This window comes from Thermovirga lienii, from assembly GCF_036847465.1.
Classification (GTDB): domain Bacteria; phylum Synergistota; class Synergistia; order Synergistales; family Thermovirgaceae; genus Thermovirga; species Thermovirga lienii.
Map to the genome: position 1 here is coordinate 20450 of NZ_DAITZW010000003.1, position 21060 is coordinate 41509.

Below are 21060 nucleotides of genomic sequence, written 5' to 3' on the forward strand. Positions count from 1 at the left end.
GAGGTGTAAATTATGTATGCTGGCCTTTTTATAGGAGCGGTGGTCTTTTTTGCTCTATGTTACGTTTTTTACGGAAGGTTTCAGGCGCGTGTTTATGGCCTAAGCGACGACAACAAGCCGCCATCCGAGTTGTTCTTCGATGGAGTCGATTATGTTCCGGCTCACCCAGCGGTACTTTTGGGGCATCACTTTGCGTCCATTGCAGGAGCGGGCCCCATCGTTGGTCCCATAGCTGCAGCTAACCTTTTTGGATGGTTGCCTACTTACCTGTGGTGTTTGATTGGATCGGCTTTCTTGGGCGGAGTTCACGATATGGGAGCATTGGTGTCCTCCATGCGCCACAAGGGCTTATCTGTAGGTGAAGTTGTGGACAAGTGGATAGGGCGGAAAGGCAAAAGATTGTTCTTAACCTTTACTTGGCTTGCCTTGGTTTTGGTGGTCGCGGTTTTCTTGGAGCTTTCTGCAAGCACCTTTGCTGCAGATCCTGCCGTTGCTTTTTCTGGAACCCTCTACATTTTCATGGCCATGCTCTTTGGAGTGCTGATATATAAAAGAGGAGTATCCTTGAGCGTCGTGACCGTTGTCATGGTACCTGTAGTCATAGGTGCAGTATTCTTTGCCAGTGGTAATGAATGGGTTCAGACCACATTTGCTCTCTCCAAAAACACGTGGAGGCTCATTCTTACAGTCTACATATTCTTTGCTTCAGTTCTTCCTGTGTGGCTTCTTCTCCAGCCTAGGGATTACCTAGCTTCCTACATGCTTTATTTTTCTGTCTTGCTGGGCGCCATAGGTATGATATTTGGAAGCAAATTTGAAGTTAACCTTCCTGCCTTCAAGGGGGTGAATCCCGCTGAAGGTGTTTACCTTTGGCCCATGCTTTTCGTTATTGTGGCCTGCGGCGCTATCTCGGGCTTCCACTCCCTTGTGGGAAGTGGTACCACCTCTAAGCAGCTTCGTAGGGAAACGGATGCCAAGCTGGTAGGGTATGGCTCAATGCTCCTTGAAGGGGTTGTGGCGGTTATAGCTATCGGCACGGTAATGATGGCGGGGGGCATTTGAAGGGGGGACCCACCGTTACTTACGGGAAGGGCCTTGGACAATTCGCCTCATTGATAGGCATAAATCCGAAGGTTGGAACGTCCCTTGGTCTTTTGGCGCTCAATTCCTTCCTTTTGACCTCGTTGGATACGGCTACAAGACTTGCGAGATATCAGTTCCAGGAGTTTTTCGATATGAAGGTGAACCGCTATGTTGCTACAGCGGTGGGAGTCGTTTTTGCTTTGGCCCTTCTATACTACAAAACCGGTGGGGTTCCTGCGTGGAAGCTTATTTGGCCCGTATTCGGAGCCTCCAACCAGCTGGTTGCGGCGTTGGCCCTATTGGCTCTGGCGGTCTGGGTCAAGTTGGGTCTTAAGAAGAACAACGCCTTCGCCATGTATCCTTTCTTCTTCATGATTGCGACCACGATGGCGGCTCTTTTGTTCTTGATAAAGGCCAACATTAAGAATCCCCTTCTATCAGGGATATCCATACTGCTGATTATACTGGCTGTAATGCTGGTCAAGGAGGCGAAAGACGCACTGTCAGGTCACGGACCAAGCGCAAATGAAAGTGGCGCGGCGGAATAGTTAAGTACATACTGAGACTATAAATGGGCTGGTTGAAGTTTCAACCAGCCCATTATTGTTTCAAGATTCTATTGTCCGTTGTCTTTTGGACTTATTTTATTTTTGGAACGCTGAAGCTTTTACTGCCCCAAGGTTTTCCTTTGAGTGGTTCCCCCTCCACGAGTTCTACAAACCTGTTCAAGCACTTGGGGCATTTGAGACCTGTCGATACACTTTCTACTTCAAACTCGTGACCGCAATGGAGACATCTGAATTTTTTCATGGATCCAACACCTCCATTGTCCTCAGTGGTGTTTAACTAAACAGCTAAGCTAACCGTAGATATTATAATAAAAATTTTCTTCGTAAGTAAGTTCGTTCGTATTCACGTTATGATCTTTAGATTGTAAGCAAAGCAAAAATAAAGGCCTATGATTATCATCGCAGATCCTGTAACCGTTTTTGCCCAGGTTTGGATTCTCTGAAGTTGTTGCTCTGATTTTATGAAGGCCGATATACCTATGGACAAAGAGAGGGCCATTATGCTCACTGGCAAAGCACTTCCTAGACCGAATGTGGCCGGAAGTAATAGATAACTTTTCGCTCTCACTGCTAAGGGTACCAACCCGCCAAAGAATAAAGCTGCCGATACAGGACACAAAGCCAAAGCAAACAAAATGCCCATTAGGAAAGCGCTTTTTGGCCCTCCAACATAGAATTTGTACGCTTTCATCCTAGAGGTGATCTTCAAGGGAGGAATTTCAAGGAGGTCAAGAACAAAAACCCCTACGATTACCAGAATCGGACCTAGAAACATGTTCCCATGTTTTTGTAAAGCCATGGAGATTATGGATATATGAGAAGTACCTTGGGATATCAGGAAGCCCAAAAAAGTGAAGGTCGCTATCCTGCCTAGGGTATAGGATAGACCTGCCTTTAGAACTTCTCTGTGGTTAGTGCAATCTTTCTCAATGAACGAGAAGGCGGCAAGATTGGAGGCAAAAGGGCAGGGGCTTATGGATGCCAATATACCTAGCCACAAAGCAGAAAATACCTGAACTATGCCCTCCATTATGAACACCCTCCTAAGAACTCAATAATTTGATTTTTTATGTATTTTTTTAAATGTTCTCTGTTCGACGCAAGTTCCCATACATCGTCGAGGCGCCTCCAGTCTTGCAGGTCTGACGGATTTTGAAGGACCACAGTTGTCGAAAAAAGGCCGTATTGAGTGATATACTTTGCGTTTTCGCCCTCTTCAATGTTGATTTCTTCCCATACAATGTTTAAGTTGTTGGGGCATGTTTTTTTGATTTCGTTGATGGCTTCAATGGCTGATGCCTTTATTACATCGCAGGTGGGACATTTGCCATTGCCGTAAAAGAAATATATTTTTGCCGAAGGGCCAATATTTTCTTGCAGATGATCAAAGGAGGAACTCATTTTTGTGGTGGTATCACTTCCATTGTAGAGAGAGTTGTATAAGTCTATTCCTGCATTAAACATGCAGAACAGAGCGAATAAAACTAAAACCAAACCCGTTGATCTTTTTATGTTCATGAAGTCATCACCTATTCTTATCTAATTTGAGTGATAATACCATTCATGGTATCATCATACTTGATTATAGGCTTATTCTCAAGCTTTTGTGGAGGGTGTCTTAGATGGATGATGCTTCTATGAATTCTATAAATGGGGTTTCAAATAAGAAAGAGCCGAAAGAAGTGAAACTTTCTTTTAAAGTTTTAGGTATGACTTGTGCTACCTGCGCCAAGAACGTAGAGAGGGCGCTGAAAAAGGTAGAGGGTGTTCATTTTGCTGCAGTCAATCTAGCCACTGAGACTGCTTTTGTCGTCGCAGAAGAAGGTGTAACCTTTGAAGCAATAAAAGGGGCTGTAGTAAAGGTCGGTTATGATGCCACTCAAGAATCTTCGGAGAATGTGGAACAAAAACGCTATCTTGAGACGCGCAGGGCTCTTTTTTGGTCTTTAGCTATCACTTTGCCCCTTTCTGTAGCTATGATATTCCATATGTTAGGTTTTCATATCTCCCGTTTTGAGGTTATAGAGTTCCTAGCTGGTGGTGTAGTCATATTCTATGCTGGAAGAGGCACTATAAAAGGAGCGTGGATCGCTCTTTCTCATTTCCATACCAATATGGATGTGCTGATTTTCCTAGGGGCCACAGCTTCATGGATTACCTCTGCATTAGCAATGATAGGTGTTCCTATAGTTTCTTTTGGTGCCATTGGAGCCATGATAGTTGCCCTCCATATTACGGGGCGATACATAGAATCCAGACTGCGTGATAAGGCTACCAAGGAGATTCGTGCCCTAATGAAGCTTCAAGCAAGGGAAGCCAGGGTTATAGTGGATGGAGAAGAAGTAATGGTACCTATGGACGCAGTTAAGGAGGGGTTCGTTGTTCTGGTTAAACCTGGGGAGCGGATCCCGGTGGATGGTATCATAGAAGAAGGAGTCACCTCTGTAGATGAATCGATGATAACTGGCGAACCAATTCCTGTCCCCAAGACCAAAGGCTCATCTGTGACAGGTGGGAGCTTCAATCTTACCGGTCCAATAAAGGTAGTGGTTACGAAAGTGGGGGAGGACACGTTCTTGTCAAAGATGATAGAACTCGTTCAGGATGCCCAGGGTGCGAAAATTCCTCTCCAGGCGCTGGCCGATAGAATAACTTTGTTTTTTGTTCCCACGATCGTTTTTTTGGCTTTGTTGGCGTCTTTTATTTGGTACTTTAACGTCGATACCTTATATGCACATGTTTCCAGGTTAAGCCATGTTTTTCCTTGGATTGCTGTGCCTAAGGACCCTATGTCCTCTGCTGTCTTTGTGCTGGTCGCTACGCTGGTTATAGCTTGTCCTTGTGCCCTGGGACTTGCTACTCCTATGGCATTGGTGGCGTCGGCAGGCGAGGCTTATAAATTGGGGCTTATAATAAGGAACGCTGAGGCCATACAGACTACTAAGGATGTTGGAGTGGTGGTGCTCGACAAAACGGGGACCCTTACGGAGGGAAGGCCTGCGGTTACATATCACACTGTGCCAGAAGAAGAGATAGATGTGGTGGCATCTGCAGAAAAACAGTCTAACCATCCATTGGCTAAAGCCATCGCTGCTCTAGGGGAAAGAGACGTTAAGTTGGAAAATTTGGAGGAAAAAGCGGGAGAGGGGATATTTTTCGAATACGAAGGAAGTAGCTACAGAGTGGGTAAACCTGAGGATGCTGATAGTTACACAAAATTTCTAAAAGAAGGGAAAACTGTTGTAGAGGTCCATAAAAACGGCAACCTGATAGGTTTCATGGTGATAGAAGATCCGATAAGGGAAGACTCAAGGCAAGCAGTGAAGAAACTTTTGGATGAGGGTATAACCATAGTTATGGCAACAGGAGATAACCCCGTAACAGCTCAAGCTGTTGCTAGTAAACTTGGCATAAGAGAAGTTAAAGCTGGAGTCCATCCCAAGGAAAAGCTAGATATAATTAGGTCCTGGCAAAGAACGGGGAAAAAGGTAATGATGGTAGGAGATGGAATGAACGATGCAGCTGCCCTGAAGGGAGCGGATGTAGGTGTGGCTATAGGATCTGGAACCGATCTTGCCATAGACAACGCTGATATTGTCATAGTGAAGGGCGGTTTGTCTAAAGTTGCAAAGGCAATTTTGCTCTCTAGAAGTACATTTAAAATAATAGGGCAAAATCTTTTCTGGGCATTTTTATATAATACAATAGCCATCCCCATGGCGATGGCAGGTTTGCTTCACCCAGCAATTGCTGAGGCAGCCATGGCCTTGAGTTCCATCTCTGTGGTTATTAATTCGTTGAGAATAAAGGGGGAAGGAAGATATGACTAAGACGGTTTTTGTTGTTCCAGACATGTCCTGCGAGCACTGCGTTAGGCGCATTACACAGGTCCTCAGTGATGCTGGCTACGGGGACGTAGAGGTTTTGCTATCGGAGAAGTTAGTAAAGGTGTCAACCGACAAGCCAGAGGAAGTAATGGAGATCTTGGAGGATGCTGGTTATCCAGCAAGCATAAAAGGTTAGGGGGAAAGTGTAGTTTTGTCAGTTGTTCCAATGTAATGTAAGGATTCGCTTCCACTGGATGCTTTGGAGAGCTTCTCTGGTTGGTGGCATACCTGAAGCGAGGTTTTTGAAATCATTGATCAAGTAGGAATACGCTTCTCTACGCTTCGGGTATTGTTCAGAATTTGCCACTAGTTCAGCTATTTTAAGTATTTGTCTGTAGGCCTCAGGTTGGGGTACGAACTTGGGGCCGTTATTGGTTAGCTTGATGGTGCAGATGAAAGTCAGGGTTTTAGCTCCTCCAAAAGGAGGCAATCCATCATATCCGGGTAATTGGGGCAGAATGTAGGGGAGGACACCTTCTGGGAGATTTAAGCTTACCGGCAAGGTGTCCCAAAGGGTGCTTGCTACAGGGCAAATATCTACCCATATAGTTTTCTGACGACTTGAGTATCCGACCCACATCTGAAGTCCTCTCTGTTTGTTGTTGGGATTCCTGAAAGTCAGTACCCAAAGGATATCTTTTATCATATCTTTGTCCATATCAAACCTTGTGTATCTTTGGCCTACCAATAGGCTTCCCTCTAAGGGAAGGAGTTTTTGGATTCCTGCAGGACTTCGCAGGTGGGCAGATTCTACTAGTCCCCTTGAAAACTTTGCCACGATGAAAAAGGGAGAGCTAGGGAGAGATAGTATTTTCGTGTAGGCCGCAACCGGAGAACTTTTTAAAGCAAAAAGCAACATGAATATTATAAAAATAATAAACCCTTTCTTGATGGCAATACGCATTTTAACTCTCCTAGTAATCTTAAAAAGTCATAGCTCTGTTATCCTCAAAATGCCGCTATTATTGGACTCGCTGGACATTTCTTCTACCGTCTTTTTTAAAGTGGGGTGTGTCCATTTGGGGGATATTTGATTTAGTGGTATCAACACGAAAGGCCTTTCGTGCATGTGGGGATGAGGTATTTTTAAACTAGGCTCGTTGATAATCTGTTCGTCGTAAAAGACGATATCTAAATCTATCTCTCTGGGCCCCCATTTGAATCTTTGAATTCTGCCTATCTGTTTTTCTATTCTTTTAAGTTTTTCTAAAAGGGTGAGGGGTGATATGTCCGTCTCAATTAGTATACAGGCGTTGAGGAACCTAGGCTGGTTGGTAACCCCGAAAGGAGGAGTTTCAAAAACATCGCTAGTCTTTATAATATTGATCCCTTCACTTTTTATAAGTAAAACGGCTTTCCTCAGTGAACTTAGCCTGTTCCCTAGATTGCTACCCATGCTTATGGCTACGAGGCTCACCTATTTGACCTCCTTTATTGCGTTTATCATTCTTACGACGTCGTAGTTTTCCCTAACGTCGTGGACCCTAACGATAGGCACATCCTGCCAAGCACATAGGGCAGTTATCGCCAATGTGCCTTGTAGACGGTCTTTGGGATCGTCTTTTTTCAGTACTGCACCTATGGTGCTTTTTCGGGAGTGGCCTATGAGTATGGGACGACCTAAACCAGCAAAAGCCTTTAAGTTTTTTAATATCATTAAATTATGATCTTTTGTTTTACCAAAGCCCAGCCCAGGATCTAATATTATTTTGTTGGTATCTACACCTGCTTTGTGAGCTGCGTCCATTCGTTCCTTGAAGAAGTCAAGGAGTTCGCCAAGAAGGTTATTGTAGTGAGGATTAAGCTGCATAGTTTTGGGAGTACCCTTCATATGCATAAGAATTATCGGCGCCTTTTCCTGGGCTGCAACGCGCAGGATCTCAGGGTCCAAGATGCCTGCCGAGATATCGTTGATTATGTCCGCTCCTTCTCCGAGTGCAGCTTTTGCTATCTCGGATTTTGTTGTATCTACGGATATGGGCAGGTCGAAACCTTCCTTACGGAGTCTTTGTATGACAGGTAGAAGCCTTTCTTTCTCCGTTTCCGCTGGTACTGGTTCAGAACCGGGGCGGGATGATTCTGCCCCTATGTCAAGGATTATGGCTCCTTGCTCCTTCATTTCAAATGCTCTTTTTACGCATTCATCCAGCTCCATCGCACGGCTAGTGGAGTAGAAGGAGTCCGGTGTAATGTTAAGTATACCCATGATCTGGGTATTGTCGTTCAGTTCTATGCTCTTCCCGCTACCCAAGACGATGTTCCAACCCTTAATCGCTAAATTCTGAAAAAATTTTTCAAGCTCGCCCTTGATTTTCTCAAGTCCCCAATATGGCATGGCCTCCAGCTTTTTCGCCAGTTTTTCCAGGGAGCTTATTGTTCCCAAAAGTACTACGTCGCTTTTATCGATGGTTCCTTGTATTACGTTCCTGTGAACGATGGCGTCTCCGCCCCGGGACAGCATCTCCTGTTTTAACGCATTGGCAGCCCTGTAATCTACGTCCCTCAAAAAAATGGCATAGGTGTCCTTTTTTGCGCGGAAATAGGGAAAAGACCTTTTGTCTGCGTTGATTTTTTCTAGGATATCTACGAGGTCTTTGTCGGATCTTATGTTGATCAAGTATGGAAGCACTGCGAATCCCCCCATGTTAGTTCATTCTTAATGAATGATATGGTAGGCGAGAAGTGTAGTCAAGGAAGGGGATAGGAAAAACTTGTCCCCTTCCTTGAAAGCGTGATATTAATCAATTTATTCCATAACGAAACATAATTCCCATGTAGGGATCATCAGGTGGATTATGAGAGGGGCTGTGGATATGGAAATGCCCTATAAGCTCTGGTATGGTTTCGTGTCTTACAATCATGTCTAGGAATCTTTCCACTGTGGATAAAGGGCTTTCTCCATCAAGGATTATTTGAAAACCGAGGATTTGTCCCTTCTTGATGGAATCTGCGGGCTCAGTGGAGAAGATGATTTTCCATTGTCCGCTCTTGCCTTCTGGCATAGCGGGTTCTCTTGTCCTTACTGGCATAACTATGGCTGCCGCTTTCATGCCTAAAGATGCTGCTAATTCCTCCGTTAGGCCTACACTTCCCCAGTGAAGGTCAAAGATGGTAGATACCCCCCAAGAAGTTGCAGGTGGGTGCTCTGTGGGTTTGCCGGCTATATTGAGAGCAGCTATTAGGGCTTGCCTCATGGCTAAAGTGCCTATGAGAGGTAAATATGTTTTTCTGCTGACGGTATTTTCTATTTGGGTTGCGTCTCCGATGGCATAAATATTGGGAATGTTAGTTTGCATATATTTGTTTACCACTATGCCTTTTTCTACTTTTATACCTATCTTTGCTGCCAACCTAGTATCTGGTCTTACTCCTGTGGCGAAAACAACTCCAGAAGCCTCAAGCGTTGTTCCGTCGTTCAAAGTTAAAGAACCGTTATGATATGATGTGGCTTGTTTCTCTGTTATAACCTTTATTCCTCTTTCTTCTATCCTTTTCTCTAACAACTTTGCCATATCTTTATCTAGGGCAGGTGTGAGGTGAGGTAAAGCTTCAACTATAGTTACTGTTAGGCCTCGGTCTGCTAGAGCCTCCGCAACTTCAAGGCCAATAGCTCCACTTCCTATGATGATTGCGCTTTGAGCCTCTTGGGCAAACTTATCTAATGCCCTTGCATCATTGGCTGTTCTCATTACATAAATGCCTTTGGCTAGGGATGCTTTAGGGACAAATTGATTCCCAACGCATACCACTTCTCCAGAAAAGTCTTCGTTATCAATTCGATGGTCACAAGACATAAGGACGCCCTCTATTGGTGGGATCCATGGTACAGCACCTGTAGCTAGTATGACGTTATCGTAGGATACGTGCATATACTCAGATGCTTGCGTTTTGATAGTAGCAACTTTTTCCTCCGTGTTAATGGATATTACACTACCGATTATTGTGTTTTGCACTATATCCCTTGGCAGCCTTGGAGATTTTGAAATATCTACAACTGCATCTTCCGGTCCTCCGGGTATCAGTCGTCTTCCCACTCCGTATGGAAGGCTGCAGACTACGGTTGGTTCCAGGTTCATTACTAGCATTGATTTTTTTTTGTCCAAGCGATGTAAGGCAGCATAAGCAGTCCTTCCTCCAGGTCCTCCTCCTATTATCAGAGTTTCTACTTTTTTGGTTGTTTCCACTAAAATTCCCCCTCGTTAGCAATACTTTGGTGTAATTATTATACCCCTAAAGGTATAAGTCAAGGGGATTATTCCCATTCGCTGATGAAGTTCTTTAAATGTCGTGTTTGGTTTAGCAAGATTAGACAGTAACCTTTTTGTGGATCATGGGTAAGAACTGAGTAGGAAGCGGTATCCACGTGAATCTTCCAAAAATAGGGTTCTGGAATCCCTAATGCTCCCGCTATTAGGGGCTTTAGCACTGCCCGATGGGTAACTATTGCGAACGTAGAACCTTGGTGGACCTTTATTAAATGGTTGAGGTTGGCGAAGGCCCTTCTCTGGACGTCCGAGATGGTTTCTGCACCCTGTAGCCTAAGGCGTTCTGGATTTCTAAGCCATAAATTCCATTCCTCGGGGAATTCTTCTTTTATCTCTCTTTTGGGTCTTCCCTCCCACGGACCCAGTGAAATATTATTGAAGCCATTTCTTATCTCTGTAGGGATGTTGGTAACTGATGATATGGTTTGAGCTGTTTCCAATGCCCTGGACAGGGGGCTGGAATATATCTTATCCAGCTTGAAGTTTTGGGCAATCTCATGTGCTATGGCCTTGGCCTGAGATTTCCCGTTATCGTTCAAAGGAAAATCATATCTTCCCCTGAATAAGCCCTCTCTATTGCCCTTGCATTCGCCATGCCTTATGAGAATGACGGTGGTTTTGTAGTGATCTGATCCCATCTTTAACCTTCCTTTCTCTTTGCAGTCAATTAAGAATAATATATCACTTGTACTTAAAATATAGTTGACAACGATTGTGCTCGTTGATAATCTACGTTTCGGTGGAGGCTTATTTAGCACTCACTAAAAGGGAGTGCTAATAACGCAAAAGTGAAGACGGAGGTGACAAACTATGCTGACAGAACGACAGCTAGAAATAGTGCTTGCTGTTGTATATGAGTACATAAAAACCGGAGAGCCTGTGGGTTCTAGAACTTTGGCGAAACGGTATCTCAGAGGGCGCAGCGCTGCAACCATAAGGAATGAGATGGCAGATTTGGAGGAGATGGATTTTCTGTATCAACCTCACACGTCTGCGGGGCGACTTCCTACCCCCAAAGCATTCAGGGTGTATGTGGATGCCATATTGAGAAGGCAAAGAAACCCTGGTGAGGAATATAAATACTGGGTTCAGGAGCTCAAAAAGAAAAGGGATGACCTTGAGTCGGCTCTGAGATATGCCACAAAGCTTCTCGGAGACCTGACAAAGTGTGTAGGAGTAGCGGCTGTGGGGCCAGCAGATGAGGCAGTTCTTCAAAAGGTGGAATTCGTAAAGGTGGCTGAGCGAACTGCCCTCTTGATCGTTATATTGAAAGGTGGGCTTTTGCATCATAAGGTGATTCAGCTTCCTCAGGATATGGATCAGGAGATTCTTGATGAATTATCCCATAGGATAACCACAGTAGCTTCGGGAAAACCGTGGAGGAAAGTAAGGGATGCTTTGCTTCAATATGTATTGCATGGGCTTCAATCTTACGCAGAAAACTGCAAAGCAGCCCTCAAAGAGGTGGATATACTACTTTTAAAGGATTCGTACCACCTCTTCACGGGTGGGAAACATAATATATTGAGTGTTCCTGATTTCGCTGATTTAAGTAGGCTTCAGGTTATAATGACTCTTTTAGAGGAAGAATCATCTATCGTTGAGCTCGTGCAGAAGTTCTCTCCGGATAGGGGACTCTCCGTCATGATAGGTAAGGAGGATCCAGCCTTCCCTATAGAGGATTGTTCGGTGATAATGGCTTCCAATGTGAAGGATGGCAAAAAGACCGTTCTTGGGTTGATTGGTCCAGTTCGGATGGATTATGAGCATTCCATATCTGTTTTGGAAACTATTTTGGGTGGTATATCAACAGATGTGGAAGAGGAGGGGGATAAGTGATGAGTAAAGAAAGAAAGGATAAAGCAATGAATAAAGAACTAGAAAACCAGAAAAACGAGGGTTCTTCCCCTAAGGAGGACCAAAAGGCACATGAAAATGTAGAGCCTGCAGAAGGAAGTATCCCTTCGGTGGAGGCTCTAATGGAGGAAATAGGCAAACTTAAAACGCTCATGGAAAAGCTGGAGGAAGAAAATGCCCAGCTGAAGGAAGCCGCTATGAGGGTTACCGCTGATTTTTATAACTATAGGCAAAGAATTGAGAAGGAAAAGGAGAGGTTGAATGCCCTTGCGGCGGAAAAAGCAATAAAAGAACTATTGCCAGTACTGGATAATTTGGATATGGCCCTTTCGTCCAGTTGCGGAGATGACAGCGAAAAGATACGAAGTGGAGTGGAAATAATAAGAAAACAGTTTTTGGATGTTTTGTGCAAATTGGGCTTGGAACCCATAGATGCGGTAGGAAAGGATTTTGACCCCTCAATGCATGAGGCCTTGGCTATTGAGGAGGTAGAACCAGAACGAGATGGTAAGGTCCTGGAGGAGTACCAAAAGGGATTTATTTTGGGAGGTAAGGTTTTACGAGCATCCAAGGTCAAGGTGGGTAAATCTGAATCTAAGGTAGACGAAAAAGAAGAACAGAATTAAGAAAGAGGTGACCCTTTTGAGCAAAGTTATAGGTATCGACTTGGGAACCACGAACAGCTGTGTTGCTGTAAAGGAAGGAGACAATATAACGGTAATACCAAACGCAGAAGGCGGCAGAACTACGCCTTCCGTGGTGGCCTTTACTAAAGAGAAAGAGATCCTGGTGGGGCAGCTTGCTAAAAGGCAAGCCATAGTTAATCCGGAGAGGACCATAATATCCATCAAGAGGCATATGGGGACTGACCACAAGGTGGATATCGAGGAGAAAAGCTACACGCCTCAGGAAATATCTGCGATGATTCTTCAAAAACTCAAAAGAGATGCAGAGGCATATCTTGGGGAAAAGGTCACAAAAGCGGTAATTACTGTTCCTGCATACTTTACTGACTCTCAGCGTCAGGCTACAAAGGATGCGGGAAAGATAGCCGGTTTGGAGGTTTTGAGAATAATAAACGAACCAACGGCGGCCGCTTTGGCTTATGGGATGGACAAGAGTGGAGATCATAAGGTCCTGGTGTTCGATTTGGGAGGCGGGACCTTTGATGTCTCGATTTTGGACGTGGGGCTGGATGACGGGGTAATTGAAGTGTTGGCAACCGCTGGTGACAATCACCTAGGTGGAGATGATTGGGACCAAAGGATAATTGATTGGATGGTTTCAGAGTTCAGGAGAACAGAAGGGGTAGACCTTTCCAGAGATAAAATGGCCATGCAGAGGCTGAAGGAAGCTGCAGAAAAAGCCAAGTGCGAGCTTTCTTCGATGACTGAAACTACTATTTCTCTGCCCTTTATAACGGCCGATGCCAGCGGCCCAAAGCATTTGGAGATGACGTTGACCAGGGCAAAGTTTGAGGAGATGACCAGAGATTTGCTGGATAGAGTCGTAGGTCCAGTGAGGAGAGCTATAGAAGACTCTGGTCTCTCTACGCAAGATATAGATAAGATCCTTCTCGTCGGTGGTTCTACTAGGATGCCCATGGTCCAGAAGAAGATAGTGGAGATGCTGGGCAAAGAGCCTACTAAGGGCATAAATCCCGACGAATGCGTGGCAGTGGGGGCGGCCATACAAGGGGCCATACTTTCGGGGGAACATAAGGACATAGTGCTAGTTGACGTTACCCCTCTGTCTTTGGGAATAGAGACCTTGGGAGGCGTATTTACCAAGATAATAGAGCGAAATACGGCCATACCGGTTTCTAGAAGTCAGGTGTTTTCTACGGCGTCCGACAATCAAACGCAGGTAGAGATTCATGTTTTGCAAGGGGAGCGTCCTATGGCTGCAGATAATGTAACCCTAGGCAAATTCATACTGGATGGCATACCGCCTGCGCCCCGAGGAATTCCCCAGATAGAGGTTACGTTTGATATAGACGCAAATGGCATACTTAAAGTAAGTGCAAAGGACAAAGGAACCAACAGAGAGCAGCATATAAGAATAGAATCTTCCAACCTGAAGGAAGAGGAAATAGAGCGCATGAGAAAAGAAGCAGAGGAAAATGAAGAAAAAGACAGACAGAGGAAGGAATTGGCTGAAGCCAGAAATGAAGCAGATTCCGTGGCTTATTCAGCAGAGAAGGCCCTGAAAGATTTTAGGGAAAAATTTACTGAAGAAGAGATAAAAAGGCTGGAAACCGAGCTGGATAATTTGAAAGAGAAGGCTAAAGGAGAAAACATAGGGGCTATAAAAGAGGCTAGCAAAAAGTTGATGAGTTTAGTGCATGAGCTTTCTGCAAAGATTTACAATCAAAGCGGAAGTAGAGATGATGGGTTTGCAGAAGGACATACTGAAGGGCAATCACACGAAGACACTATGGATGCTGAATTTAACGAAGAACATAGTGCGTAAGACGAGAGGTGACGAATAGTGGGCGCCTTTGGAGAACATAAAGATCTTTACGAAATATTGGGAGTATCAAGAAGCGCCACTCAAGATGAAATCAAGAAAGCTTACAGGCGCCTAGCCAGAAAGTATCATCCTGATGTTAACCCAGGGGACAAGGAAGCTGAGCAGCGATTCAAGGAGATCAATGCCGCATACGAGGTTTTGAGTGATCCTCAGAGAAGGCAGCAGTATGATCAGTTTGGGACCTTGGATGGTACCCCTGGTAGTTCAGGACCCTTCGGCGGTTTTGGAGGGTTTGGTGACATCTTTGGCGACATATTTGACTCTATATTTGGAAATTTTGGAGGTACTTCCCAAGGGCCTGTGAAAGGACAGGACATTGAGATGCGCCTTGATGTATCTTTGGAGGAAGCTCTTACGGGGGTCTCCAAAGAGATCTCCGTACCTCGATGGGAGTCTTGTAAAAGGTGCAAAGGTTCAGGTGCGGAGCCTGGATATGGAACAAGAGTATGCCCCGTGTGTGGCGGTTCAGGTCAGGTAGAACAGCATAGGCGCACTCCCTTCGGCTCCTTTGTGAGCGTTACGGTTTGTCCAGAGTGCGAAGGTACGGGCAAGAAAATAGAGAAGCCTTGTAGCGAGTGCGGAGGAAGGGGTAAGACAAGGGTATACAAAAAGGTAAAGGTTAACGTGCCTAAAGGTGTAGATACAGGAGTCAGGCTCAGAATCCAGGGAGAGGGAATGGATGGATTGAGGGGTGGCCCCCCAGGAGATCTTTTTTTGGTCGTGAATCTTATCCCTCATGACGTATTTAAGCGGGAAGGTGATGATCTGCACATGTTTCTGCATCTTTCCTTCCCCGAGGCTGCTTTGGGGTGCGAAAAAGAGCTTGAGCTTCTTGATGGGACGTATAAGCTTGAGGTTCCCCAAGGAGTACAGAATGGCCATGTGTTCAAGATCAAGGGGAGGGGGATGCCCAAGCTCAGGCATATGGGACGAGGAGATTGTCTTGTCCATGTAATAGTTGATGTCCCCAAGAAACTCACAGATAAACAGCGAGGATTGATAGAAGCCCTCGCTAAGGAAATGAACGTAGAGGTTAAATCAGGAGGATTCATAGAAAAGCTGAAAAATTTACTGTAGCTGCCTGGATAAAAGGACGGGGCAGAAGGGGGAAAGATCTCTCATGGAAGAAAAAGGGAGTTTTTGGTGGTATGTAACCATAGAATCCAGGGGAATGGACGAAGAGGTCCTTAGTTCTTTAGTGGATCTTTCAGGCAGCATAGGTTCTGAGTTGGTGGAAACTCAAGATAAGATGGCAGTGAAGGCTTATTACAGGTCTTCCCACAGCTTGGAATATTGGATAAGCAGGATCAACGAAGTACTTAAGCCGTGGCCTGAATTGAAAATAATAGACGCAGGAAAGATAGAAAACCAGCGGTGGCATACCGTATGGAAAGAGGCGTTTCCTCCGATAGAGATAGGCAAGACGTTGGTTGTGATGGCCCCGTGGCATAAAAATTCATATAAGTCCGAAAAGGAAAAGAATGTTCTTCTGGTTTATCCTGGTACAGCCTTTGGAACGGGTTATCACGAAAGCACGCAGATAGCTTTGGAACTTTTGGAAAAGTGTATGGAAAAAGGCGACACTGTAGTAGATGTGGGCACTGGCTCCGGTATTTTAGCCATCGCGGCAATTAAACTTGGGGCAAAGAAAGTTTTTGCTAGGGACTTGGATCCAGCTGTTTTGGATGAGGTTAAATCCAACCTGAGACTGAATCAAATCTCCGAAGGTCTGGTCGAGGTTGAACAAGGTAATTTGCTTGATGGATTTAATAACATGGTGGACTTGGTGACGGCGAATATCGTTTTCGAGCCACTCATGAAACTTCTTCCTTCTTTGCCTGCTAAGCTAAAAAAGGGAGGAAGGGCAGTTTTCTCTGGTTTGGTTAGAAAAGAAAGGGACTCCTTCATCTCTGCTTTGAAGGAAATAGGTTTCGAAATAAAGGAGGAGGCTTCGAAAGGGGATTGGTGGGGTGTCTTTGCCCAGAATACGTCTGGAGGACAGCAGTAAAATAGACAATAATGTCTGGCTGATAGAGCCTTCGGAAGCTCACCACCTGCTCCATGTTAGAAGATGCAAAGAGGGGCAGAAGGTTGAAGGCTTGCTTGGGGATAGGCTGGTTGTTCTCCGATTGGAAGTTAGAGATGATAAGCTATTGGGGCATGTGGAGTGGGAGGAAGAATGTCCTCCCGAAAGGAGCCTCTGGGTCTTGCTGGGGCTTACCAAGGCGGAAGCTTTCGAGCTAGCATTAAGACAGGTGACCGAGTGCGGGGCTACGGTCATTGTGCCCCTACGTTGTGAGAGAAGTGTAGTAAGAATTGATGAAAAGAAAGAAGCAGCAAAGATGGCAAGGTGGAACAGCATATTAAAAGAGGCAACCAAGCAGGCCAGAGCCTTTCGGGTTCCCAAGCTTTTTCCTTTAGTGCAGGTAAAAGACATAACTACTTTGGCTTTACCTGCTTTTAAGTATGGAGCCTTTTTGGACGAAGGAAGCGTAGAGTTGTTGAGTTGCAGGCCTAAAGACGAGGCCGCGATAGCCATAGGCCCAGAGGGAGACTGGTCCGATGAAGAAAAGAAGATGCTTGTAGAGTTTGGCTTCAAACCAGTTAGTTTGGGTGCAAGGATAATGAGGGCGCCCACGGCAGCAGCAGTAGGAACTGCCGTTTTGTCTATGCTCTTGGAAAAGGGTTGATTTAATTGCCTTATGATCGCTTGAAGGGTAAGAAAATTATCATAGAGACTCTTGGATGCAGAAGCAATTTATACGAATCTGAGGCTATTGCCTCGGCTCTGGAGGCCCTAGGAGCTGAGATTGTCGAGTGCCCTCCGTATGATGTTGCAATCATAAACAGCTGTACTGTGACTCAGGAGGCGGATCGCAAGTGTAGGCAGTTGATCAGGAGATTGAAAAGGCTTTCTCCCGAAGGGCAGGTAATAGTCTGCGGGTGTTGGGCGCAAAAAGTGGAAGAAAGGGAGGCTAAAGCCCTTGGAGTAAGGGCCCTTGTAGGGAACAGGAAAAAGAATCTAATTCCTCAGATACTAGCTTCTCTGTTTAAAGAAACGCAAGAAGAACTTATAGTTAAAAGGCACTCGCTTCAAAGCTGTGGGGAATGGGACGATTTGTTTCTATCTAGGCCTCATTTTCACACAAGGGCCTTTGTGAAAGTCCAGGATGGATGCTCCAGAAATTGCTCTTACTGCATCATACCCAGCGTTAGAGGAAAGTCTGTCAGTAGGCCATTGGAGAACGTAGTAGAGGAAGTTCAAAGTCTTGCACTCAACGGATGCAAGGAAGTGGTTCTGACGGGGATCCAGCTGGGCTTTTACGGCAAGGATATAGGATCTAATTTGGCAAATTTAGTGGAGGCTTTATCGGGAATAAAGGGGATAGAACGTATAAGGTTCGGTTCTTTGGAGCCTTTTGGGTTGAGTAGAGACTTGATTTTCAGGCTTGCTTCCTTTAGTAAATTGTGTCCTCACTTTCATCTGCCTCTGCAAAGCGGCGATGACCAGGTGCTAGAGGCAATGAATAGGGGATATAACTCTTCTGATTTTGCAAAGGTTGTTAGTTGGTTTAGGGAAGCTTTTGGAGCGGACGTTCATATAGGGACCGATATAATGGTGGGGTTTCCCGGGGAGACGGAGGATATGTTTAATAGGTCTCTCCTTTTTGTGGAAAGGTTAGAACTTGGCAGACTTCACGTATTTCCTTATTCAGGAAGGGAAGGAACCAAGGCATATAGCATGAAAAGCAGTTTGACGAAAGAAGAGGTACGTGTGAGGGTAAGGGAAGCGATCTCGCTGGCTAATAGACTGCTTGATAAGTACGCAAGAAAATGGGTGGGTAAGAACGTTCCTGTCTTGGTAGAGGAGATCTCTAGCGGAGTGGCAGAAGGTCTGACACCTCATTTTTTAAGGGTAAAATTAAGGTCTGAAGCCTTAGTGGTGAACAATGAGGTCGCCCGGGTCTTTATAGAGGGGACGAAAGATGGAGATCTTTTCGGCAGGATCGTCAAAAATAAATAAACTGATTCTTGGGAGGGATGATACCTTGAACGCACGTAGCAAAACAAAGGCTTACGCAGAAGAAGTGGCTTTGAATACAAAGATTGAAGTAAGGAAGAGGGACGTGGAAAGAATTCTGTCCGCGATAATGAACAATTCCAACTTCTGGAAGATCGTGCAGCTTTCAGAGGAGCCAGTTCCGGTGGTGGCTGAGCTAATCAAAATCATGGAAAGAGACGGATTTGTTGCGATAGAGGGGGACCAAATAAAATTTACTGATGACGGAAAGGCTTTGTGCAAAGATGAGGGAATAGAACCTCTTCATATCCACTCGTGCCCCACTTGTAGTGGTAGAACTGTCATCTTGGATGAGTCATTGAAGGAGCCTTATGATAAGTTTCTAGAATTGCATGTAGAGAGACCTGAAGCCATAAGGCAATACGACCAAGCATACGTAACCCCTGAAACTACTTTCTCAAGGATAGCCTTGGCCGATAGCAGAGGAGATATAAGAAATAAAGATGTCATAGTTTTGGGGGATGACGATATGGTGGCCCTAGCTTTGGCTATCACCCGGCTTCCTCGTAGGATAGTGATGCTTGAGATAGACGAAAGAATAGTGGATTTTCAAAGAAGAAAAGCGAAGGAACTGGGACTTTCCAACTTGGAGGTAAGAAGGCATGATTTGAGGAAGCCCTTGCCGGAAGATCTTCTTGGACAATTTGACGTGTTCTTCTGTGATCCACCGGAGACGGTAGCAGCGTTGGCTGCCTTTGTCGGACGAGGTGTGGCTACCCTTAGAGGGATGGGTGGAGCTGGTTATTTTGGTTTGACTAGCAGTGAGAGCTCTTTTGCTAAATGGAGGCGTTTAGAGCAGGTCCTCCTAGATAAGGGCTTAGTGATAACTGATATAATTCGTAATTTTAACGAATATGTTAATTGGGGCTATGCAGAGGAAATGTTGGCTTGGAAATTGGCCCCAGTTAAAGTCAAACCGACTGAGAACTGGTATTATTCCTCTATCTTCAGAGTAGAAGTGGTGAATGAGATACCTGTGAGTAATGAGGATTTGACAGATTCAGATATTTACAACGACGCAGAAAGCTCTACTGTCTAGGGGCAGTTTTTGAAACAGTGGTTGTCTAAAAGGCGAACCTTTTCTAAAATAGAGGAACGCAAGAGAGGTGGCCTTTGGTGAGCGATGATTGTATCTTTTGCCGGATAATAAAAGGGGAACTGCCGGCACAGTTTGTGTATAAAGATGAGAAAGTAGTAGTCATCAGGGATATTAACCCCCAGGCGCCTACTCATTTGCTAGTTATTCCAAGAGAACACGTGCCCTCGGCTGACAAAGTAGAGGATCCTTCCCTTTGGTCCCAAGTAATGGGAGTGGCTACCAAGGTGGCAAAGGATCTTGGGTTAGTCGAGGATGGTTATCGTGTTGTGTTAAACTGTGGAGACCGAGCTGGACAAACGATTTATCACCTTCATGTTCATGTGTTGTCAGGTCGGTTTTTCCGATGGCCCCCAGGTTAGTGTGGGCGTTAGAAAGGGGGGAAGAGCAATGACCGAAGTAGTACGTAGAGAAAACGAATCTCTCGAAGATGCATTAAGGCGCTTCAAAAGAGAGGTTTCCAAGGGAGGTGTCCTGAGGGAAGCCAGAAGGCGTCAGCATTACGAAAAACCAAGCGAGGAAAAGAAAAGGAAGCGAGAGGCTGCCAGGAGAAAGAAGAGGAGGTAGCAACTTGAAGGATTTTGAAGAAAGGATCCAACAAGACCTCGTAGATGCGCTTAAAAGGGGAGACGACAAGGCTGTAAATGTGCTTAGAATGCTTAAAGCCTCAGTACAGAACAAAAAGGTAGAGAAAGGTAAGGATTCTTGCCTAGGCGAATCTGATTACGTGGCATTGCTGAGGCAAATGATAAAACAACGCAGAGAAGCCGCAGAGCAGTATGAGGGCGTTGGAGCCAAAGATAGAGCGGAGGCAGAGAGATTAGAGATTGGTATCCTTGAGAAGTACTTACCGGAGCAGTTATCTGAAGAAGAGATATTAAGGATGGCACAAGAGACAATAGAGGAAATAGGAGCTCAAAGCAGCTCGGATATAGGTAAGGTGATGGGCAAGCTTATGCCCAAGATAAGAGGCAAAGCTGATGGCGCAGCAGTAAGAAGCGTTGTGGAGAAGTTGCTCAAGCAGAACTAGCTTATTGCTTTTAGTGAAAAAAGCGTTGATTTGGCACTAAGTGAGTGTTTCGGAGTATGGGCGGACCTTCTAATTGGGAGGTCCGTTTTTTTATTAATTGTAAGAATATTATCTTGCTACTCAGACCTTAAATATAGTGTTATAATTTGATCTAGACATTATATATGGTGGTGGTTGGATTGAGATGTCCCAAATGCGATGCATGGGAGACTCGGGTCCTAGAGACGAGGACAGTCAGCGAGGGAAGGGTAGTAAGGAGGAGAAGGGAATGTCCAAGTTGCCAAAATCGCTTTACGACCTATGAGCGTTTTGAGGAGGCCCATGCGCTGTGGGTGGTCAAGAAGGGTGGCCAAAGGGAGGCTTTCGATAGAGATAAATTGTTGAAAGGAATGGCGAGAGCCTGTGAAAAGCTTTCGATCCCGTTGGATGTGCTTGAGGAAGCTGTAACTAGGATTGAAAACAACCTCCGAAGGTGCGGGCAAAATGAAATTCCAAGCCAAATGATAGGAGAAATGGCCATGGAAGAGCTTAGGGGGATCAATAAAGTTGCCTATGTGCGTTTTGCGTCTGTTTACAGAGAATTCACAGATGTGGCCAGTTTCATAGAGGAGATAAGGCACATTACCGATGGAATGAAGAGAGGGGAGGCAGATTGAAGCC

Annotated in this window: 24 protein-coding genes; 16 read left to right on the forward strand and 8 right to left on the reverse strand. The window is 45.2% G+C overall.

From position 1 onward, the window contains the following. Positions 1 to 12 precede the first annotated feature (12 nt). Together V7Z69_RS01995 and V7Z69_RS02000 are read left to right on the forward strand one after the other, a co-directional pair. A complete protein-coding gene (locus V7Z69_RS01995) occupies positions 13 to 1062 on the forward strand; it encodes a carbon starvation CstA family protein (RefSeq protein ID WP_334138248.1) in 1050 nt (349 codons plus the stop codon). Beyond that, complete coding sequence (locus tag V7Z69_RS02000) at positions 1059 to 1631, forward strand: carbon starvation CstA family protein (RefSeq protein ID WP_334138250.1); 573 nt, start codon at positions 1059 to 1061, stop codon at positions 1629 to 1631. The genes V7Z69_RS01995 and V7Z69_RS02000 overlap by 4 nt, the downstream gene beginning before the upstream one ends. 91 nt (positions 1632 to 1722) lie before the next feature. Here V7Z69_RS02000 and V7Z69_RS02005 read toward each other — a convergent pair whose 3' ends face one another. The 3 genes from V7Z69_RS02005 to V7Z69_RS02015 form a co-directional block, all read right to left on the reverse strand. Then, a complete protein-coding gene (locus V7Z69_RS02005; protein ID WP_014163507.1) occupies positions 1723 to 1893 on the reverse strand; it encodes a TFIIB-type zinc ribbon-containing protein in 171 nt (56 codons plus the stop codon). A gap of 102 nt (positions 1894 to 1995) precedes the next feature. After that, on the reverse strand, positions 1996 to 2682 hold the full coding sequence (locus V7Z69_RS02010) for an aromatic aminobenezylarsenical efflux permease ArsG family transporter (RefSeq protein ID WP_334138252.1): 687 nt from the start codon (positions 2680 to 2682) through the stop codon (positions 1996 to 1998). After that, complete coding sequence (locus V7Z69_RS02015; RefSeq protein WP_014163505.1) at positions 2682 to 3170, reverse strand: nitrophenyl compound nitroreductase subunit ArsF family protein; 489 nt, start codon at positions 3168 to 3170, stop codon at positions 2682 to 2684. Before V7Z69_RS02015 ends, V7Z69_RS02010 begins: the two co-directional genes overlap by 1 nt. 104 nt (positions 3171 to 3274) lie before the next feature. On the opposite strand from V7Z69_RS02015, the gene V7Z69_RS02020 reads away from it, so the two are divergent. Together V7Z69_RS02020 and V7Z69_RS02025 are read left to right on the forward strand one after the other, a co-directional pair. Continuing rightward, entirely contained in the window at positions 3275 to 5482 is a 2208-nt protein-coding gene (locus V7Z69_RS02020; RefSeq protein WP_014163504.1) for a heavy metal translocating P-type ATPase, read from the forward strand. Continuing rightward, positions 5475 to 5675: a heavy-metal-associated domain-containing protein gene (locus tag V7Z69_RS02025; protein WP_014163503.1), complete on the forward strand. Its 201-nt coding sequence runs from the start codon at positions 5475 to 5477 to the stop codon at positions 5673 to 5675. Before V7Z69_RS02020 ends, V7Z69_RS02025 begins: the two co-directional genes overlap by 8 nt. A gap of 18 nt (positions 5676 to 5693) precedes the next feature. Here the strand turns inward: V7Z69_RS02025 and V7Z69_RS02030 are convergent, their stop codons facing one another. The 5 genes from V7Z69_RS02030 to V7Z69_RS02050 all read right to left on the reverse strand — a co-directional run bounded on the left by V7Z69_RS02030 (position 5694) and on the right by V7Z69_RS02050 (position 10442). Continuing rightward, entirely contained in the window at positions 5694 to 6317 is a 624-nt protein-coding gene (locus V7Z69_RS02030; protein ID WP_334138253.1) for a hypothetical protein, read from the reverse strand. Between the two features lie 153 nt (positions 6318 to 6470). Continuing rightward, positions 6471 to 6956 carry a 2-amino-4-hydroxy-6-hydroxymethyldihydropteridine diphosphokinase gene (gene folK, locus V7Z69_RS02035; RefSeq protein ID WP_014163501.1) on the reverse strand — a complete coding sequence of 162 codons (486 nt, stop codon included), beginning with the start codon at positions 6954 to 6956 and terminating at the stop codon, positions 6471 to 6473. Next, positions 6957 to 8168: a dihydropteroate synthase gene (gene folP, locus V7Z69_RS02040; protein WP_014163500.1), complete on the reverse strand. Its 1212-nt coding sequence runs from the start codon at positions 8166 to 8168 to the stop codon at positions 6957 to 6959. It lies immediately after the preceding gene. Positions 8169 to 8280: 112 nt separating this feature from the next. Beyond that, positions 8281 to 9723: an NAD(P)/FAD-dependent oxidoreductase gene (locus tag V7Z69_RS02045; protein WP_334138255.1), complete on the reverse strand. Its 1443-nt coding sequence runs from the start codon at positions 9721 to 9723 to the stop codon at positions 8281 to 8283. Between the two features lie 68 nt (positions 9724 to 9791). Beyond that, complete coding sequence (locus tag V7Z69_RS02050) at positions 9792 to 10442, reverse strand: histidine phosphatase family protein (RefSeq protein WP_334138257.1); 651 nt, start codon at positions 10440 to 10442, stop codon at positions 9792 to 9794. 172 nt (positions 10443 to 10614) lie between these two features. On the opposite strand from V7Z69_RS02050, the gene hrcA reads away from it, so the two are divergent. The 12 genes from hrcA to nrdR all read left to right on the forward strand — a co-directional run bounded on the left by hrcA (position 10615) and on the right by nrdR (position 21056). Then, positions 10615 to 11643, forward strand: a complete 1029-nt coding sequence (gene hrcA / locus V7Z69_RS02055; RefSeq protein ID WP_334138259.1) for a heat-inducible transcriptional repressor HrcA — start codon at positions 10615 to 10617, stop codon at positions 11641 to 11643. Then, on the forward strand, positions 11643 to 12287 hold the full coding sequence (locus V7Z69_RS02060) for a nucleotide exchange factor GrpE (protein WP_014163495.1): 645 nt from the start codon (positions 11643 to 11645) through the stop codon (positions 12285 to 12287). Before hrcA ends, V7Z69_RS02060 begins: the two co-directional genes overlap by 1 nt. Before the next feature lie 16 nt (positions 12288 to 12303). Then, the gene (dnaK, locus tag V7Z69_RS02065) at positions 12304 to 14133 is read left to right on the forward strand and encodes a molecular chaperone DnaK (protein WP_334138262.1); all 1830 of its coding nucleotides are present in this window, start codon (positions 12304 to 12306) and stop codon (positions 14131 to 14133) included. An 18-nt stretch (positions 14134 to 14151) separates the two neighbouring features. Then, on the forward strand, positions 14152 to 15270 hold the full coding sequence (dnaJ, locus tag V7Z69_RS02070) for a molecular chaperone DnaJ (RefSeq protein ID WP_334138263.1): 1119 nt from the start codon (positions 14152 to 14154) through the stop codon (positions 15268 to 15270). Between the two features lie 43 nt (positions 15271 to 15313). Continuing rightward, the gene (locus V7Z69_RS02075) at positions 15314 to 16201 is read left to right on the forward strand and encodes a 50S ribosomal protein L11 methyltransferase (RefSeq protein ID WP_014163492.1); all 888 of its coding nucleotides are present in this window, start codon (positions 15314 to 15316) and stop codon (positions 16199 to 16201) included. Next, entirely contained in the window at positions 16170 to 16883 is a 714-nt protein-coding gene (locus V7Z69_RS02080) for an RsmE family RNA methyltransferase (RefSeq protein WP_334138265.1), read from the forward strand. Before V7Z69_RS02075 ends, V7Z69_RS02080 begins: the two co-directional genes overlap by 32 nt. A gap of 20 nt (positions 16884 to 16903) precedes the next feature. Beyond that, on the forward strand, positions 16904 to 18217 hold the full coding sequence (gene mtaB / locus V7Z69_RS02085) for a tRNA (N(6)-L-threonylcarbamoyladenosine(37)-C(2))-methylthiotransferase MtaB (protein WP_041446086.1): 1314 nt from the start codon (positions 16904 to 16906) through the stop codon (positions 18215 to 18217). A 25-nt stretch (positions 18218 to 18242) separates the two neighbouring features. Next, positions 18243 to 19313: a bis-aminopropyl spermidine synthase family protein gene (locus tag V7Z69_RS02090; RefSeq protein WP_014163489.1), complete on the forward strand. Its 1071-nt coding sequence runs from the start codon at positions 18243 to 18245 to the stop codon at positions 19311 to 19313. Between the two features lie 77 nt (positions 19314 to 19390). After that, positions 19391 to 19732, forward strand: coding sequence for a histidine triad nucleotide-binding protein (locus tag V7Z69_RS02095; protein ID WP_014163488.1), 342 nt, complete (start codon positions 19391 to 19393; stop codon positions 19730 to 19732). A gap of 28 nt (positions 19733 to 19760) precedes the next feature. Then, positions 19761 to 19937, forward strand: a complete 177-nt coding sequence (gene rpsU, locus V7Z69_RS02100) for a 30S ribosomal protein S21 (RefSeq protein WP_014163487.1) — start codon at positions 19761 to 19763, stop codon at positions 19935 to 19937. 4 nt (positions 19938 to 19941) lie between these two features. Next, a complete protein-coding gene (locus tag V7Z69_RS02105; RefSeq protein WP_334138268.1) occupies positions 19942 to 20400 on the forward strand; it encodes a GatB/YqeY domain-containing protein in 459 nt (152 codons plus the stop codon). 179 nt (positions 20401 to 20579) lie between these two features. Next, positions 20580 to 21056 carry a transcriptional regulator NrdR gene (gene nrdR / locus V7Z69_RS02110; RefSeq protein WP_334138270.1) on the forward strand — a complete coding sequence of 159 codons (477 nt, stop codon included), beginning with the start codon at positions 20580 to 20582 and terminating at the stop codon, positions 21054 to 21056. Positions 21057 to 21060: the final 4 nt, after the last annotated feature.